Source organism: Paraburkholderia sp. SIMBA_054 (assembly GCF_046534875.1).
Lineage (GTDB): Bacteria > Pseudomonadota > Gammaproteobacteria > Burkholderiales > Burkholderiaceae > Paraburkholderia > Paraburkholderia hospita.
The window spans coordinates 55,691-71,485 of the sequence record NZ_JAWRXV010000050.1; the positions used below are offsets into that span (position 1 = coordinate 55,691).

Below are 15,795 nucleotides of genomic sequence, written 5' to 3' on the forward strand. Positions count from 1 at the left end.
CCACCTACTTATCAAGCAAGGAACCGGATCATGCTATCTGCCATCTTTCGTCGTACGCTGGTTGTCTCTGTTGGAATCGGGATGATCGTGGCGGCATTAACTTCAGGGATGACTGTCGCGCAGGCGCAAGACGTCAATGCTGTGCTTATCAAGAATTTTATGTTTTCACCGATGTCTACCACGATTAAAGCGGGTTCGACGGTGACCTGGAAAAATCTGGACGGCGAACCGCATACCGTGGTTAGCGACTCCGGCCTGTTTCGCTCCGCCGCGCTGGATCAGAACGACACCTATCAGTTCAAGTTCGACAAGCCGGGTGTCTATAACGTGTTTTGCGGCATACATCCGAACATGAAGGAAGTCATCACTGTGCAATAGATGTGATCTGATCGACTTTGACCGGTTCGAACTCGCGTAATTCTGGAGTTCGATCTGGTCAAGCCATGAACGTGGGTCGACTCTATGGTAGCGATGGCTTTTCTACGCGCAGTCCAACTAACGTGACCCGCAGACCAGGCTGTTCGAGATTGTTTTGCATTTGGAGCGATGCATGGTGACGCTGCGCAATTTTTAGCGCAATCGCCAGCCCGAGACCGCTGCCTTGCTCCTTGGTACCTGCGCTGCGAAAAAAACGATCGAATACACGTTCCCGTTCCCCGTCTGGTATGCCCGGGCCGCTGTCGGATACGCAAACACTGATCGTCCCGGCTTCGCGCGTGAGAATGACATCGACTTTACCGCCGCGCGGTGTATAGCGAATCGCATTGTCGATCAGGTTGCTCAGCAACACTTCGATGCCAGCGGGTTCCACACTAGCCTTGTAGGTGTCATCCGCCTGCGCGGTTGAAACACACACGAGGCCGAGATCGATCTGCTTTTCCTCCGCGAGCAGCGAGAAATCGGCGACTACACGCTCGCACAGCCGGCGCAGGCTTACTGACTGGAAATGGGCGCCTATCTGCGCTTCTTCGCGGGCGAGCGTGAGCAACTGGTGCACAAGATGGATGAGTCGATTGAGGCGACCTTCGATGCGTTCGAACGTCGTCTTGTTTCCAATCAGTGATCCATCGCGCTCAGCGGACTGCAATTGAAGTTTCAAAGCGGCCAGCGGTGATCGCAGTTCATGCGCGGCATCCGCGACAAACGTCCGTTGCGTTTGTGACGCTACGTCCAGTCGATGCAGCAGATCATTCAATGCATTGACGAGTGGCCTGATTTCGAGGGGTGTAGCTGCGTCGAGGTGCAGCGGTTCGAGAGAATCGAAAGATCGTGTAGTCAACGCGCGGGAGATTTCCGCTAGCGGGGCAAGCCCTCGCCCAACAACGATAAGAACGATCGCGATGATGACCGGGAAGAACAGTGCTAGCGGCGCCAGTGTGCGTAATGCAAGGCGAAGTGCGAGATTCTCGCGCACGGAGATGGGTTGCGCGATCTGTATGAAGCGAGTGCCCTGCTGAACGCCGTATACGCGCCAGTGGTACTCGTCGTGTTCGATTGTGCGCAGACCCGCCGGGAAGCGTGCAAGATCAATTCCACCCAGCGATCTGTAGACGCTCCCACCTGCCTGATCCCAGACTTCGATGAAAAGACGATCCTCCGACAAACCTTCGAAATCAGGCTTGCTTTGCAGGACAGTATCGGTGGTGGTGCTGATGTTTGCGGGGAGCGATTCGGCGACCGTGCGTAGCTCGAAATCAAATAGCTCGCTGGCTTCTTCACGCGCGGTGTGGAAGATGCCATAGCCGGCCGTCAACGCCGAGACTGCGAGGCCTGCGATCAGCCATCCCAGCAGCCAGCGCCGGATCGACGTCATTCGCATTGCTTGAGCCGGTAACCGACACCACGCACGGTCGCTATCTGGTCAGAACCGATCTTGCGCCGCAGACCATGTACATGCACTTCGATCGCGTTGCTGGCGTTTTCTTCGCCCCATCCGTACAACTTGTCTTCGAGTCCCGAATGGGCACGGGGCCCGCTTGCGACAGGCTCGCCGATCATCTCGTCATCTTCTACCAGCAACAGGTGCATGGTGCGATTTCTCCCGAATGACTGGATTGTCGCGGCCTGTTGCTTATCAAAGGCTTAAGAGGAGGAACCTGACGCTGACCTCAAACCTTGCCACTCATCCGATCCATCAACGCGAGCAAATCCGCGAGTGTCTTTTTACACTTGACCTGGTTGGGTGAATTTTCGCGAAGGGCCTCGAGCGCGTCGTCGATTGACTTGTCGAGTTTGTGCCAGTCTGCGGCGGCGCGAGGCTTCAGTCCCGCTTCGGCCTCGTCCCACGACGTTTCCAGGTCCTTGATCCGCTTTTTTGCGCCCGCGAGGTCATTAGCGTCGACCAGCTTCGAGGTGTCGACAACGATCACGCGGAACTTCGAAAGATCACCGAGCTTCGATGCCTCTGTGGCAGCGTTTGCCGACGAGATGGGCGACAAAGCGGCAACCCACAGCGGCGCATGCATGTCCGATGTGTGACTGGCCGCGACGGCTGTGGCTGTTACAAGCAAGAGTGCGGAATTGACGATGGCACGCTTCATTGTTGATCCTCCGGTTGAAAGATGACGGTGAACGGGTAAAAGAGGGGCGTGCAACTAGGTACTGCTAATCCTGCTTTGCCGGACTCTCGCGGCGGTATGCAGGAATACCAGGACGACAATGACGGAGAGAAAGGCAATGCTGGTGACGACCGTACCCAATCCAAGTCCGCCATACTCAGTTGCCTGGGATAGAAGATCGCCGAGTGACGCGCCAAATGGCCGGGTCAGAATGTAGGCAAGCCAGAAGATCAGCACGCGATCGGCGCCGAGGTAGGCCGCAACTCCCATCATGACAAGCATGACGCCGAATATGACGACGCCGAGACTGAAACCGAGCCCTAACGCTTCGGTCGCAAGGTCTCCAGCTGCTGTGCCCAGTGCAAACGTGACGAGGATCGCAGTCCAGTAAAAGAGTTCGCGATGACGGGTGACGATCGTGTGAATGGAGAGGGTCTTTTCTCGGTAGTACCAGGTCCCGAAAATAACGCTGAGTAGTACCGCGAATGCGGCCGTACTCGTGTAAAGGCTTACTCCAAGAACATCAGTGAGCACGTCCGTCAGTTGCGTGCCGACCACGCTTACCAGCACGACAGTTAGCCAGTAGATCCACGGCACATAGGTTCGTGTGCTCAACTGTGTAACGAGCGAGGCAGCGAGCATGGAAAGCGTGATTGCTATCGTCAACGTGGCGCCCAGGCCGACATGGACAGCGAGGTAATCGGCACCTGTTTCGCCGACCGTGGTGGACAAGATCTTGATTGTCCAGAAAGCGATCGTGACCTCCGGAACCTTGTTTTGCATCGGTGCGACGTGTCGATGTGACATTCCTTCCCCCCATTTTTTCACGATACCCGGCTCGGTAATCGAGGTGCAGATAAGAACTTCAGGCTGCACTATGAGGGCGCATTGCTTATCGAATGCTTAGGTGATTACAGAATGCTTTGTTCTTCTTTCAAACACGCCAATTTGCTGTCGCGCGACCTTTTGAAAAGATCGATATTTTCCTTATGCAATGCTTAAGAGGCCGAGAGTCAATGCAAGCGGGGGAGCAGGTCAAAGAGGGAAGTAGCAGCCAACTGTTCGCGCATCACTAAGGTAATCAGCCCGGGGATGGCCTTGCATGGCGAGGCTGTACACTTTATCGATGGGGATAGGCGATCACGTCACTATCGACGCTTAGCCGGACGCGCTCACCAACGTTTGGAGACCGGTGCCCCGGCACTCTTGCGCGAATGATAGATTGCGCGGCGCTGGATAGTTGAAGGCAGATATCCGCGTCCCTTCCGTTGTAGGTGACGCTTGTTACCAGCGCGTCCTGAACAGTGCTGTGGTCCGCCGCCGTCTCGTACGCGGACAGAAGATGGATCTGTTCGGGCCGTATCATGACGTCGACGCTGCCATCGGGAACAGGCGCGACGAGTTGCAGCGCTCCGAGCGGGCACATCGCGACGCCGTTCTCCGCGATGCCGGGCAGCAATACCGCATCGCCGATGAATGCGGCGAGTTCACGGGTCGCAGGTCGCCGATAGAGTGTTTGAGGTGCAGCACGTTGGATGAGTTTGCCCTCCCACAGCACGGCCACTTCATGTCCTAGCGACAGTGCTTCCGCCTGATCGTGCGTGACCAGTATCGCCGTTGCGCCCGTTGCCGCGAGGGCCTCGGCGACGGCTTCTCGTGTTTCGAGCCGCAGCGCGGCGTCCAGCGACGAGAACGGCTCGTCCAGCAGCACGAGCGAAGGGGAAGGCGCAAGCGCACGCGCGAGTGCCACACGCTGTTGCTGACCGCCCGACAACTGTTGTGGCATGCGCTGCGCGTAGTCATCGGACAGACCCACCAGCCTCAGGAGTTCCGCGACACGATGACGTGCGCGTCGCTGTGTGCGTGGCAGCCCAAACACAATGTTCTCTGTCACCGAAAGATGCGGGAAGAGCGCGCCTTCCTGAGGCACGTAGCCGATCCGCCGTTGCTCGGTCGGTACATGCAGGTTGTCGTCCACGACGCGTTTGCCGTCGATTTCGATCGTACCGGCGTCGGCGCGATCGAAGCCGCACAACACCCGCAGCAATGTAGTCTTGCCGCCCCCCGATGGACCGAGCAACGCGAGCAACGTCCCCGGTTGGACGGCGAGATCGACGTCGTGCAGTACGGCACAACCGTTGAAGGCTTTGCGCAGCCCGCTGATTCGGAGTTCGCTCATTTGGAAATCAAAGGGGATTCGGAGGCGCGCGCGGTCAGGGCCGATCGTCCCAGCAAGACGAACAGCACGCCCGATGCGCACAGCGAAATCGCCGTCATGAGTGCCGCATAGGGCGCGGCCGCGGCGAATGCGAGCGTCGATGTGTCGGACCAGACTTGCGTGGCGAGCGTATGGGTATCGATGGGGGACAGCAGTAATGTTGCGTTGAGTTCCGTCACGACCGAGATGAACACCATCGTGGCCGCCGCGCCAAGGCCAGGCGCGGCCAACGGCAGGAGCACGCGCACGAAGGTTTGCATCGCATTGAGACCGAGCGCGCGCGCCGTGTCTTCGAGGCGCGGCTGCGCCTGCATCAGTGCGGCCCGCACGCTGACGAGCGCGAGCGGCATGAAGAGGATTGCGTACGCCACGATCAGCAGCATCATGCCTTGATAGAGCGGCCGCAATGCATGCACGGCGAGCGAGACGATTGCCAGCGCGACCACGAGGCCGGGAACGCCTTGCGCGAGAAACACCGTGCGCTCGAACACCGTTGCGAGCCGCGCCGGGTAACGCGCGAGCAGAAATGCGAGCGGCAGCACGAGCAGCGTTGTGAGCATCGCTGCAGCGAGACCGAACCCGACGGACGATAACGTCGCGTTGAACAGCAGTTCCGGAGAGACTTCGGCGGGCGTTATGGCGGCTACGCCTTCCTGTGTCAGCCAGTAGCCGATCATGCCGAGCGGCACGCCAAGCGTGACGATGCCCAGCGCAGCGAAACCCGCCAGCACGAGCCAGCGCCAGCCACCCAGTTCGTAACGCAGCGCCGCCCGCCTCGCGCCGCGATCGACGCGTTCATAGCGTGCGCTGCCACGCACGCGAAACTCGAACGCAAGACAGACGAGACACAGCAGGATCAGCAGACACGCAAGCAGCGAAGCGCCGCTGTTGTCGAAACTGGTGCGATATTCCGCGTAGATTTCGGTGGTGAAGGTGCGAAAACGCAGCATCTGGAACGCGCCGAACTCCGACAGCACGCCGAGTGCGACCAGCAGCATCCCACCGAGCAGCGCAGGTCGCAATTGCGGCAGCACGACGCGCGCAAAGGTCGCCCAGCGTCCGCAGCCGAGCGCGCGAGCGCTTTCCTCGAGCGCGGGGTCCATGCCGCGCAACGCGGCCGCGACGGGCAGATACACGAGCGGAAAATACGATGACGTGATGACGAGCAGCGCGCCCGCGAAGTCCTGCAGATCGAGGCTGATCGACACCCACGCGTAGCTCGTGACGAAGGCGGGCATTGCGAGCGGCGCCGCGCTGGCGACAGCCCACAGGCGACGGCCCGGCACATCCGTGCGTTCGACGAACCACGCGGCCGCCGTACCGATGACAGCCGACGCCAGCGTCGCGCTGACCGTGATCAGCAGTGTATTGCCGAGCAACTCGCCGAGGAGCGGGCGGAACACGAGTTCCGCTGCATCGCTGAAGCCGACGGTCGTTGCGCGGTAGAACGTGAACGCGAGCGGCAGCAGCACCAGCAGCGCACTGACGGCAGCGCCCGCCAGCAGACCGCGGGGCGCGCGCTTGCCGTCGCGCGCGCGGACATCGGCAGAAACCTGGATCGCTGCGACAGCTTCGCCGATGTCGGTCACCTCGCTCACCTGTCGTTCCTTTACAGCAGGCCGGCCTGGCGCAGCAGCTTGCCCGCTTGGCTGTCGTCGCCGAGTTGTTCGAGTGTGAGAGACGGCGGCTGCAATTCGTTGAATGGCTTGAGCAGCGGATCGGGTGCGACGCCGGCATGCAGCGGATATTCATAGCTGACGTGGCTGTTTGCCATCAGCGTCTGGGCACGCTCGCTCACCAGATACTTCAGGAACTGCTGCGCGCCGTCGGCGTTGTGCGCGGTCTTCATGATCGCGGCACCCGACACGTTCACGAGTCCACCAACGTCGCCATTGGTGTAGTGATAGATCGCACTACGCGTCGACTTGTCACCCAACTGGGTATGAAGACGCGCCCAGTAGTAGTTGTTGATCACGCCCGTGACGACGCCGCCACGATTCACGGCGGCCACGACACCTTCGTCGTCGTCGAAAATCTGCGCGTTGGCCTTGAGGCCCTTGAGCCATTGCAGCGTTTGCGCTTCGCCCTTCAACGCGAGCACGGCGCTTACCAGCGGCAGAAAATCCGCGTCGCTGGGCGCGATGCCGACCTTGCCTTTCCACTCGGGCTTCGCCAGATCGAAGATCGACGTGGGCAGTTGCGAAGGCTGGATCTTCGCCGTGTTGTACGCGAGCACGCTTTCGCGAGCGGTCACGCCGACCCATTGTCCCGTCGGCGAACTGTAGCGCGTGGGAATGGTGCCGATGGTGGCGGGATCGACCTTGCTCAGCAGGCCCTTTTCTTCGAGCAGCATCAGTTCGGGCGAGTTCTCGGTGAAGTACACATCGGCGGGTGATGCTGAACCTTCGGCGACCAGTTGCGCAGCGAGTGCCGGGCCTTCGCCATTGCGGACCTTCACTGAAATGCCCGACTGCTTTTCGAAGTCTTTGGCGAGCATGTTCATGACCTGCTCGTGTTGCGCGCTGTACACCGTAATCGATGCGGCGTACGCGCCTGTAGCACCTGTAGTGGCGGCGATCGACAGCGACAGGGCCGTCACGCGCGCCGCGTGACGCATTGCTCCAATCCAGGAACGGTTCATAAACTCAACCTCTTCTTCTTGACGTTATTGAATGGCCGCTTGAGCGCGCTTTGCGCCTACATACGGCACTTATGCTTCGAACAGTCCTGCCCCGACATACGAACCTTCGCGCGCGCCCGGCGGCACGGCGAAGATCGCGCTGCCGATGTGCGTCGTGAACTGGTTCATCACGTCGAACTTCGAGAGCTTCTCGTTGATCGGAATGAAGCCTGTGCGCGGGTCCGCCTGATGCGCGATAAAGATGAGACCCGCGTCATATTCCGTTTCCTGGCGCCACGGCGGCCAGCGTTCGATATAGAAGTTCGTGCCGTCGTTGTACGAATACGAACGACGCAGGATCTGCGCGCCCGCATTGTTCGCCTGATTCGAAAGGCGCACGTGCGAATTGTCGGGAATGATGGGGTTGCCGTCCTTGTCCGCGGCCTTGAGGTCGACTGCATCGAACTCGTTTTTCTGGCCGATCGGCGCGCCGCTGTATTTGTGCCGTCCGAAAACCTGTTCCTGGAAGCCGAGTTCCATCTGGTCCCAGTGTTCGAGCGTGATGCGGATGCGGCGCACGACCGTATAGGTGCCGCCTTGCATCCACGGCGCGTCGGCGGCACTGGCCCAGACGAACTGGTTCATCAGCGGCGGTTTCGCCGTCGACGGATTGTTGGTGCCGTCCTTGAAGCCCATCAGATTGCGCGGCGTCTGACCTTTCGGACCCGACAGGAAGCCCGCCTGACCCCAGCGCATCTGGATCGCGCCGTAACCCATGCGCGCGAGTTGCCGCACGGCATGGAACGCGACCTGCGCATCGTTCGCGCACGCCTGCACGAACAGGTCGCCGCCCGTCTTCTCGGCGATCAGCTGGTCGCCGTTGAATCGCGGCAGATCGACGAGCGCGGCAGGGCGTTTGCTCGCGAGGCCATAGCGGTCCTTGCCGTCGCGCGACGTGAACAGACCCGGGCCGAAGCCGAACGTGATGGTCAACGACGACGCGCCGAGGCCGAGTACATCGGCGGAATCGGCGGCGGGTTTGTCGTCGGCTGTCTCGAGCGAGCCGGCGGGCTTGCCTTGCGTCATGCGCGCGGCGGCCTGGGTCCACTCGCGCAGCAGCGCGATGACCTCTTCGCGCTTGTCGGTTTTCAGATCGAAAGCCGCGACGTAGCTATGACTCTGCTGCGGCGTCACGACGCCGCCTTGATGCGCGCCGTAGAACAGTTCGATCTGGCGTTGCACGTCGTCGGCGTGGGTGCGCGTCAACTCGGCATGCGTAACGCCCGACGTGGCGAGTCCGGCGCCCGCCGCGACGGCGGCTCCGCCGGCTTTCAAAAAGCCGCGCCGGCCAGGCCGCGACGGTGGGGATTGATCGTTCGTCATGATGCTGCCTCTTGCTGCTTGTCTGTTGCCGTCACTTCGCGATCACCAGCGTGTTCACGTCATCCTGTACATAGTAGAAGCCATCGCCCTCGGGCGTCATCGCGATGCCGAACAGGTCGCCGTTGCCAGGCGGTGTCTGCGCCTTGTCGGTATCGATCCAGCGCGCGTAGAGCTGCTTGCCCGTGGCGGGGACAATCTCGACGACCTGTCCGTTGAGTGCATTCGTCACCAGCAGATGGCCGTTGGGCGCCGTCACCATCGCGAGCGGGCGATGCAGCAGGCCATCGGCCGTGAGCTGCCGTCCGACACCCGCGCTGGTATCGCGCGTCATCGGCTCGTCGATCTCGTTGACGCGGTTGCCGATTGCGTCCGACACGTACAGCAGCTTTTGATCCGCGGACAGCGCGAGCCCCGTCGGTCCAACGAGGAACACGCCCTTGTCGGCCTGCGCGCCGAAGCCGCTGCCCACCACCGTTTCCTTCTTCACGACGGGCGGCTTGCCTTGCGGAATATCGAGGTCGAGGCGCAGCACGGTCGCCTGCTTGAACACGGGCGGCTCGCCATCCGCGCCGCCGACGCCGAAGCCCGCCATGCTGATGAACAACGTCGCGCTCGTACCGTTGTCGACGACGGCCATGTTGCCCCATGGATCGTTGATGTTCGGGCTGGAGATGGTCGAGGTCACTTTGCCCTGCGAGTCGAGCACGACCAGACAGCCGGCGCCTTTGGTGCCCGTGGTGCCGTCATTACTCGGTGTGCTGCCGACGATCACCCAGCCGGACTTCAGCATGGTCATTGCAGTCGAGAGACCAACGCCGCCGGGACAATCTTTCAGATCGCGCGGAATCTGCGCGAATAGTGTCATCTGCTTCGTGTCGGGGTGATAGTTGACGATCGTACTACCCGTACCTTGCAGATTTGCCGAGTTGTTGAAGTTGTCGACCAGTACGTCGCCCTGTTTCACCGAACCCGCCGAGACCGGCGCGACGACGATCGCGTAAGGATTCTGATCGCCGTTATCGGGCACAGTGTTGACGAGCGTCGTATTGCGATGCAGGGTTTCGAGAAACCCTTGGGGTTCGGCTTGAGCGGTGCACGTGGCGATGAGCGCCAGCATGCCCGCAACGTATGCGGCCTTTGTGCGGACTCGCCTCGCAAGTTCACGCGAAAGCCGGGCCTTCCTTGTATTCATATTTGCGCTCACAGCCTGTTTTGCCGTCATGATGGGGTTGCTTCAATAGGGTCGAAAGATGTTCTGTGAGATCGGCGCTCAGAACGTGATGTTGGTTCGCACGCCCACCACGAATGTGTTGCGTAGCGGTTGAGTCGGATCGTTAGGATTCTGGCCGGCGCCTGCATTGAACGTGTACTGCGCGTCGGCCTGTATTTGCCACCAGGGCGCAGCCTGATAGATGTAGGTTGCTTCCAGCGCTGTTTCGCTTGTGCGCACACCGTACGGACCGCCCGAGAAATCGCGGTTGTCGAGATCGAGATCGTGCACGTGGTTGCCCACCTTGATGTAAGTGACGGCGAGGCCGACGCTGTCATCGTCGCGACCCTTGAACGGTGCTTTCAGCACGACGCCCAGATTCGCCGAAAGGCTGACCAGGTTGCGATCGCCCGGAGCGCCCATCACGCGTGCGAAGACGCCCACGCTGCGCGGCTCGTCGGGATTGGGGCGCCACACCATCTGGTCGGCGACTGCGTAGATGCTGTAGTCGCCGTGATGGGACTGCGGAATGCCCGTCGTCGCCGGATTCGCGAGCGACAGGCCAGTGTTGTCGAAGCGCTGGTCATCAAAGCGGTTGCTGTTGTACCAGACACCGATCTTGTACGTACCCGGCAGCTTGTTGCTGTCCATGCCCGTCATTTCGCCATCGGCAGGCTGGTTGATTGCGTACTGCAGTTCGCCGATCCACAACGCGCCGTTGTGCAGGTTGAAGTTGGTGCCATGAATGTTGTCGGGATTGTTGCCCAGCGGGTCGCCTGAGTAGACGCCGGCGAGCGCCGTTAGAGAGGGCGTGATCTGCCCGCGCACGCGCACCCCCAACCCGGATAGCGGATAGGCAGGACCGCCCGACGGCATGTCGTACGACGGCAGGGCAGGCCAGCCAAACATCGTGTTGATGAAGGTTGCCGCGTACTGGCTGGTCATGAATTCCTGGTCGATACTTTGCTGACCGATCTTCACATCGAGGCGCTTGTCGAGGAATGACTGCTGGTACCACAACTCCCATAGACGCGTCGTCGCTTCAGCTTCGATGCCGCTTGCCGTATTCAGCGTGCCGAGCCGGTCTGCGCTCAGATTCCGGCCGTGAATCTGCAGTGCGCTGACATTGAACAAGCCGCCCGGTAGCCCGAACGCCTTTTGCGTGTCCACCTGCACGGTTGCCGTGGTGAGACCGTCGTAGGCCCCTCCGCGCGACAGGCCACCGCGCAGGTTCGCGAGATATTCGCTCGTTTCCGTCAACTGAAAGGTCACACCGTACTTTCCGAGCCACGGTCGTAACCCGCCGATGTCGCCGAGCATGGTTTCGCGTGTCCAGAAACCGGTCCATTGTCCCGTCGGCTTCGCCTGGATGCCGAGGTCGGCCTCAGGCGCTTCCGGTATGGCGTCAGGATTGGACTCCGCGTGGGCGGCCGATTGCGCGAAGAGCGGTGCGCATGCAAACAATGCAGCAATGGTCGCTTTGCGCAGCGACGCCCGCGACGCAATGAGCGGACCAGATCCGATTGATCGGATGAATTTCATCGAAAAGTCCTTTAGTTGTTCTATGGATGTGCCGCGCGATGCCGATGTGCGCGTGACGCTTATGACCATCCGACGAATACCGTCGCAATCCGTAAATGTTAGGTAGGCGGAGACAAATCGTCAATACAAATGAGAACGAGTGTCATTTGATTCCAGCAAGTTGAACGTGGGATTACGTAGTGCTTACGGTGAAAACGCAGTCAAGGTCTGAGAATGAAAATCAAAAGCGGCGTGCTAGGGGATAGCGTCGCACTGTCACACTGAAATGGCTTAACCACTCAAGCTCAGGGGACTTAAGCAATCGGATGAGAATCGCTTTTATTATCGCTTTCAATACCTTACGGACTGACAGCGTCGCGACTTCCAGGCATCTATGGGTCCGCTGAAGGTGAAGTCTACGAATTTCACGACGAGTATCACGGGGCTGATTCCATGACTCGTCCCACGGTCGAATGAATGCTTATCTGATCATGCTATCTACTGCGCTTATCGTTTTCCGCGAAGTCCTTGAAGCAGCGTTGATTGTCTCGATTGTGCTCGCAGCGACCAAGGGAGTTGCCCATCGAGGGTGGTGGGTGAGTGGCGGCCTGCTTGGCGGGATTGTCGGTGCCGGTCTCATCGCCGTTTTTGCAGATGCCATTTCTTCGTGGGCCTCCGGAATGGGTCAGGAAGTCTTCAATGCCTGCGTCATGTTTGTTGCAGTCGTTATGCTTGCATGGCACAGCGTGTGGATGGGCAAGCATAGTCGTGAAATGGCGAAGCAGATTGCCGCGGTCGGTAAGGCGGTCGCAGCCGGTAGTCGGCCGCTTACAGGTCTCGCCGTGGTCGTGGGAGTGGCCGTACTTCGCGAGGGATCAGAAACAGTTCTGTTTCTCTATGGCATTGCAGTCGGTGAGCCCGGTCAAACTCCCCAGATGGCCCTGGGTGCCCTGCTGGGCGTTGCCGGTGGCGTGGGCCTCGGCGCAGGCATGTATGCCGGACTGCTTCAGATCCCGCTGAAGCGCCTCTTTTCGGTGACCAACGCACTCATTGTTCTCCTTGCGGCAGGCATGGCCAGTCAGGGCATCGGTTACCTCGTATCAGCGGGGCTTTTACCGTCTTTGGGAGACGCTATGTGGGATACATCCTGGCTGCTCGCGGAGACCAGTGTCGTCGGAAAGATGCTGCATGCCCTCATTGGCTATACCGCAAGGCCGGCAGGAATTCAGATTGCCGGGTATCTCGCGACGCTTGCGATAATCGTGGCGCTCTCCCGAGTGGTCGGCCGTGTGCATGGTGCAGGTGGGCAGGCGCGGCACTCGACATAGACTCAGTACTATTCGCACGTACGACGGACGGTAAAGCGATAGCCTTACCGCAGTCTGCCGTGATCTTTCCACGAACCTGTCCTCGTTAGGATAGCCTTTCCCCCGTACCCCGCAAAGTAACTGTTGAGCTACGACGTCGCACCGAAGAAAGCGCAACAGCTCATGGCCGCGTAATAAAGCCAATAGTGTCGGACTCTCCGATAAGAATGTCGGTCAAGTACACCTTCTTATAATTTCTCCAGCAAGTTGCTTAAGCATCGCTTAAGCGGTGCAGAATAGGCTCAGTCTTCGATGCGGCTCGATAGTGGGAATTCTTTACAAACATTGCCTGAATCGTCGAAGAAGCACGCGTCTCTCCCGGCGGAGTAGGGATCTGGAGAAAAAGATAACAGGTTCGTAATCGGATTGACGGAAACGCGCAAGCGTGCCTCTGTACCCTTTCGATACCTACCTGTCGAAACCTGTTGCAACTTGCGGGCATTCTGGCGCTTTGTGACAAGGGATAAGACGCCATCGGATCCTGTGATTTCCGCTCCATTCCAATGAACAAGCTCGCTTCCATCCGTATATTTGTGACGGTCGCCCAATGTCTGAGTTTTGCTGAAGCCGCAAAGCAGCTAAGGGTGTCAAGTTCAGTCGTAACGCGCGGAGTCGCGATGCTTGAGAAGGATCTGGATGTTCGTCTCGTGAATCGAACGACAAGACACGTTTCGCTGACGCCAGTGGGAAAGCAATATCTGGAATATGCCATTGATCTCATGAAGCTTCTGGAATCAATGGACGAGTGCGTTGCAGATGCGACGCAGCAACCTGCCGGTAGTCTCCGCATTTCTGCATCGGCGTCGTTTGCGTCGACAGATCTCCCACATCTACTCACCGGATACAGAAGCCTCCAGCCGCGAATGAACTTCGAACTATCCGTTTTCGAGACTATGTCGGATATCGATCCTGCAGGCTTCGATATTTGCTTCAACGCCGCGCGGCGACTCAAGGATTCATCGCTCATATGCAAACCAATCGCGCAAACGTGCGACGTGATTGTCGCGAGTCCATCGTATCTGGAGCGGAATGCCGCGCCACGAACACTTGCCGATCTGGCATCGCACGATGTGCTCCTTGCGTCCGATGCTCCGAGTCGATACTGGGAGTTTCGCGATCGAAATGGAACGCAGCGTGTCGTGGTTCGGCCAATCATGAATTTGCAAAGTCCACTCATGGTGAAGAGGGCCGCGTGCGCTGGACTGGGACTCGCCCGACTTCCGAGGTCTGTCGTTATGGACGAGTTGTCGGACGGAAGATTGCGGATGGTCCTTAACGATGCGGAGCTTTGCGAGAGCCAATGGACGGTGTGGCTTTTATATTCCAGCCATCGGCATATGCCAATCGTCCTCCGCACCTTTATAGATTTTGTGGCGGAATTCTACGAGAAGAGGTCCTTCGGACACGCTCAGCGGTCGACAGAAAACCCTATGCAAATGTGCCCAGATCTGGTGTGGAGTGGGTTCTAGGAAACCTGGCTGGTTGCGAGTCGTCTCTTTAAAGTTGGTGTTGTGTCCTGTCAGTGGAATGGACGCAACAGAATTTCAGCAATATTGAATTGCTGCGAGAGTGGAATTTTAATGCTCCTAGAGTGTGGCCTTCTTCTGTCAGGGGTTCGCTGTGCGGGATGTCGAGAGACGCTGGCGATGGACAGAAGACTGGTCAACATATCAAGGAATTGATGAAATGAAGAAGCTCCTGATCGCCGGTGCGGCGCTCGGCTGTGTTGCGGTCCCGACGGTGGCAATGGCGCAAACCAGCGTAACGCTGTATGGCTTGATAGACGAAGGTTTGAACTATACGAATAACACAGGCGGACATTCGGCAGTTCAGATGCAGAGCGGCTTTGCGCAGGGGAGCCGGTGGGGGCTGCGCGGTTCCGAGGATCTTGGCGGAGGGTTGAAGGCTATTTTCACACTCGAAAATGGCTTTGACGTGAACTCCGGCAAACTGGGACAGTCGGGGCGCATGTTCGGCCGTCAGGCATACGTCGGTGTGAATTCAGATCGGTTTGGCGCAGTAACGCTGGGTCGTCAGTACGACTCCGTCGTAGACTACCTTGCGCCATTGACGGCGAATGGTAACTGGGCTGGTTATCTGCTTTCGCACCCCTACGACAATGACAACACCGATAACTCATTCCGGCTCAACAATACCGTGAAGTACACGAGTCCCGTTCTCGGAGGCTTTACATTCGGTGGTCTTTACGGATTCAGCAACCAGCCGGGTGGCTTTGCGAATAATCGAGCCTATAGCCTCGGTGCGCAATACGTGGGAGGCCCGGTCGCAATCGCTGCGGCATATATGCAGATCAACAATCCAGGCGCAAACGCTGGAGGCTCTCTTGCGACGGACGATACGGACTTCTTCGCGGGCCGGCAACAGGTGTGGGGTGCAGGCATCAACTACACACTTGGATCCACGATACTGGGCTTCGTTTACAGCCATACGAGCCTTAACGATGCGACGGGCTCGGTCTACACGGGGAATTTTGCGAACACCGCGACCAGTCTGACGTTCGATAACTTCGAGGTCAACGCGAAGTATCAGTTTGTGAAAAACGCCTTTGTAGGCGCTATGTACAGCTACACGCTGGGTCATTTCGACAGTACGGCCGGCAACTCGAAGCCCAAATGGCATCAGGTCGGTTTGATGGCGGACTACAATTTGTCACCGCGTACAGATGTTTATGTTCAAGGGATGTATCAGCATGCGAGCGGTGGAACCGGTGCTGCAGCACCTCTGAATACCGCATTCATCACGGGCACGGATGCACCATCGACGACGGCCAATCAATTCGCCGCGCGAGTAGGGATTCGACACGTGTTCTGAGTACCCGTGGGCGTTGTTGCATAAATCGGGTTTGAAGACAAAGGCGGTCGTGTGATCTTGAATTCAGGCAATGCGAGCGGATTGCG

At 58.9% G+C, this 15,795-nt stretch carries 13 protein-coding genes and 1 pseudogene; 4 read left to right on the forward strand and 10 right to left on the reverse strand.

Annotated elements, in window-relative coordinates; all coding sequences use genetic code 11:
* Positions 1-30: 30 nt before the first annotated feature.
* The gene (locus SB822_RS40650; RefSeq protein WP_007743124.1) at positions 31-378 is read left to right on the forward strand and encodes a cupredoxin domain-containing protein; all 348 of its coding nucleotides are present in this window, start codon (positions 31-33) and stop codon (positions 376-378) included.
* Positions 379-460: 82 nt separating this feature from the next.
* Here the strand turns inward: SB822_RS40650 and SB822_RS40655 are convergent, their stop codons facing one another.
* The 10 genes and pseudogenes from SB822_RS40655 to SB822_RS40700 all read right to left on the reverse strand — a co-directional run bounded on the left by SB822_RS40655 (position 461) and on the right by SB822_RS40700 (position 11,531).
* Complete coding sequence (locus SB822_RS40655) at positions 461-1,813, reverse strand: sensor histidine kinase (RefSeq protein ID WP_410857343.1); 1,353 nt, start codon at positions 1,811-1,813, stop codon at positions 461-463.
* A pseudogene (locus SB822_RS40660) lies at positions 1,810-1,953 on the reverse strand (winged helix-turn-helix domain-containing protein); the annotation flags it as partial. The pseudogene SB822_RS40660 and the gene SB822_RS40655, both read right to left, overlap by 4 nt.
* Before the next feature lie 155 nt (positions 1,954-2,108).
* Positions 2,109-2,540, reverse strand: a complete 432-nt coding sequence (locus tag SB822_RS40665) for a hypothetical protein (protein WP_079500345.1) — start codon at positions 2,538-2,540, stop codon at positions 2,109-2,111.
* A gap of 54 nt (positions 2,541-2,594) precedes the next feature.
* Positions 2,595-3,341, reverse strand: a complete 747-nt coding sequence (locus SB822_RS40670; protein WP_079500344.1) for a hypothetical protein — start codon at positions 3,339-3,341, stop codon at positions 2,595-2,597.
* Positions 3,342-3,678: 337 nt separating this feature from the next.
* Entirely contained in the window at positions 3,679-4,737 is a 1,059-nt protein-coding gene (locus SB822_RS40675) for an ABC transporter ATP-binding protein (protein WP_410857344.1), read from the reverse strand.
* Positions 4,734-6,365 (reverse strand): ABC transporter permease, encoded by a 1,632-nt coding sequence (locus tag SB822_RS40680; RefSeq protein WP_410857349.1) that lies wholly within the window; start codon positions 6,363-6,365, stop codon positions 4,734-4,736. Before SB822_RS40680 ends, SB822_RS40675 begins: the two co-directional genes overlap by 4 nt.
* Before the next feature lie 20 nt (positions 6,366-6,385).
* Positions 6,386-7,417 carry an iron ABC transporter substrate-binding protein gene (locus SB822_RS40685; protein WP_410857345.1) on the reverse strand — a complete coding sequence of 344 codons (1,032 nt, stop codon included), beginning with the start codon at positions 7,415-7,417 and terminating at the stop codon, positions 6,386-6,388.
* A 69-nt stretch (positions 7,418-7,486) separates the two neighbouring features.
* Positions 7,487-8,779, reverse strand: a complete 1,293-nt coding sequence (gene efeB, locus SB822_RS40690; protein WP_410857346.1) for an iron uptake transporter deferrochelatase/peroxidase subunit — start codon at positions 8,777-8,779, stop codon at positions 7,487-7,489.
* A gap of 31 nt (positions 8,780-8,810) precedes the next feature.
* Positions 8,811-9,896, reverse strand: a complete 1,086-nt coding sequence (locus tag SB822_RS40695; protein WP_410857347.1) for a hypothetical protein — start codon at positions 9,894-9,896, stop codon at positions 8,811-8,813.
* A gap of 153 nt (positions 9,897-10,049) precedes the next feature.
* Entirely contained in the window at positions 10,050-11,531 is a 1,482-nt protein-coding gene (locus SB822_RS40700) for a carbohydrate porin (RefSeq protein WP_086917715.1), read from the reverse strand.
* A 470-nt stretch (positions 11,532-12,001) separates the two neighbouring features.
* Here SB822_RS40700 and SB822_RS40705 point away from each other — a divergent pair, with 470 nt between their 5' ends.
* The 3 genes from SB822_RS40705 to SB822_RS40715 all read left to right on the forward strand — a co-directional run bounded on the left by SB822_RS40705 (position 12,002) and on the right by SB822_RS40715 (position 15,709).
* Positions 12,002-12,838, forward strand: coding sequence for an FTR1 family protein (locus SB822_RS40705; protein ID WP_079500341.1), 837 nt, complete (start codon positions 12,002-12,004; stop codon positions 12,836-12,838).
* A 542-nt stretch (positions 12,839-13,380) separates the two neighbouring features.
* Positions 13,381-14,346 (forward strand): LysR family transcriptional regulator, encoded by a 966-nt coding sequence (locus tag SB822_RS40710; RefSeq protein WP_079500340.1) that lies wholly within the window; start codon positions 13,381-13,383, stop codon positions 14,344-14,346.
* A 217-nt stretch (positions 14,347-14,563) separates the two neighbouring features.
* Positions 14,564-15,709: a porin gene (locus SB822_RS40715; protein ID WP_086917716.1), complete on the forward strand. Its 1,146-nt coding sequence runs from the start codon at positions 14,564-14,566 to the stop codon at positions 15,707-15,709.
* The last annotated feature ends 86 nt before the right edge of the window (positions 15,710-15,795 follow it).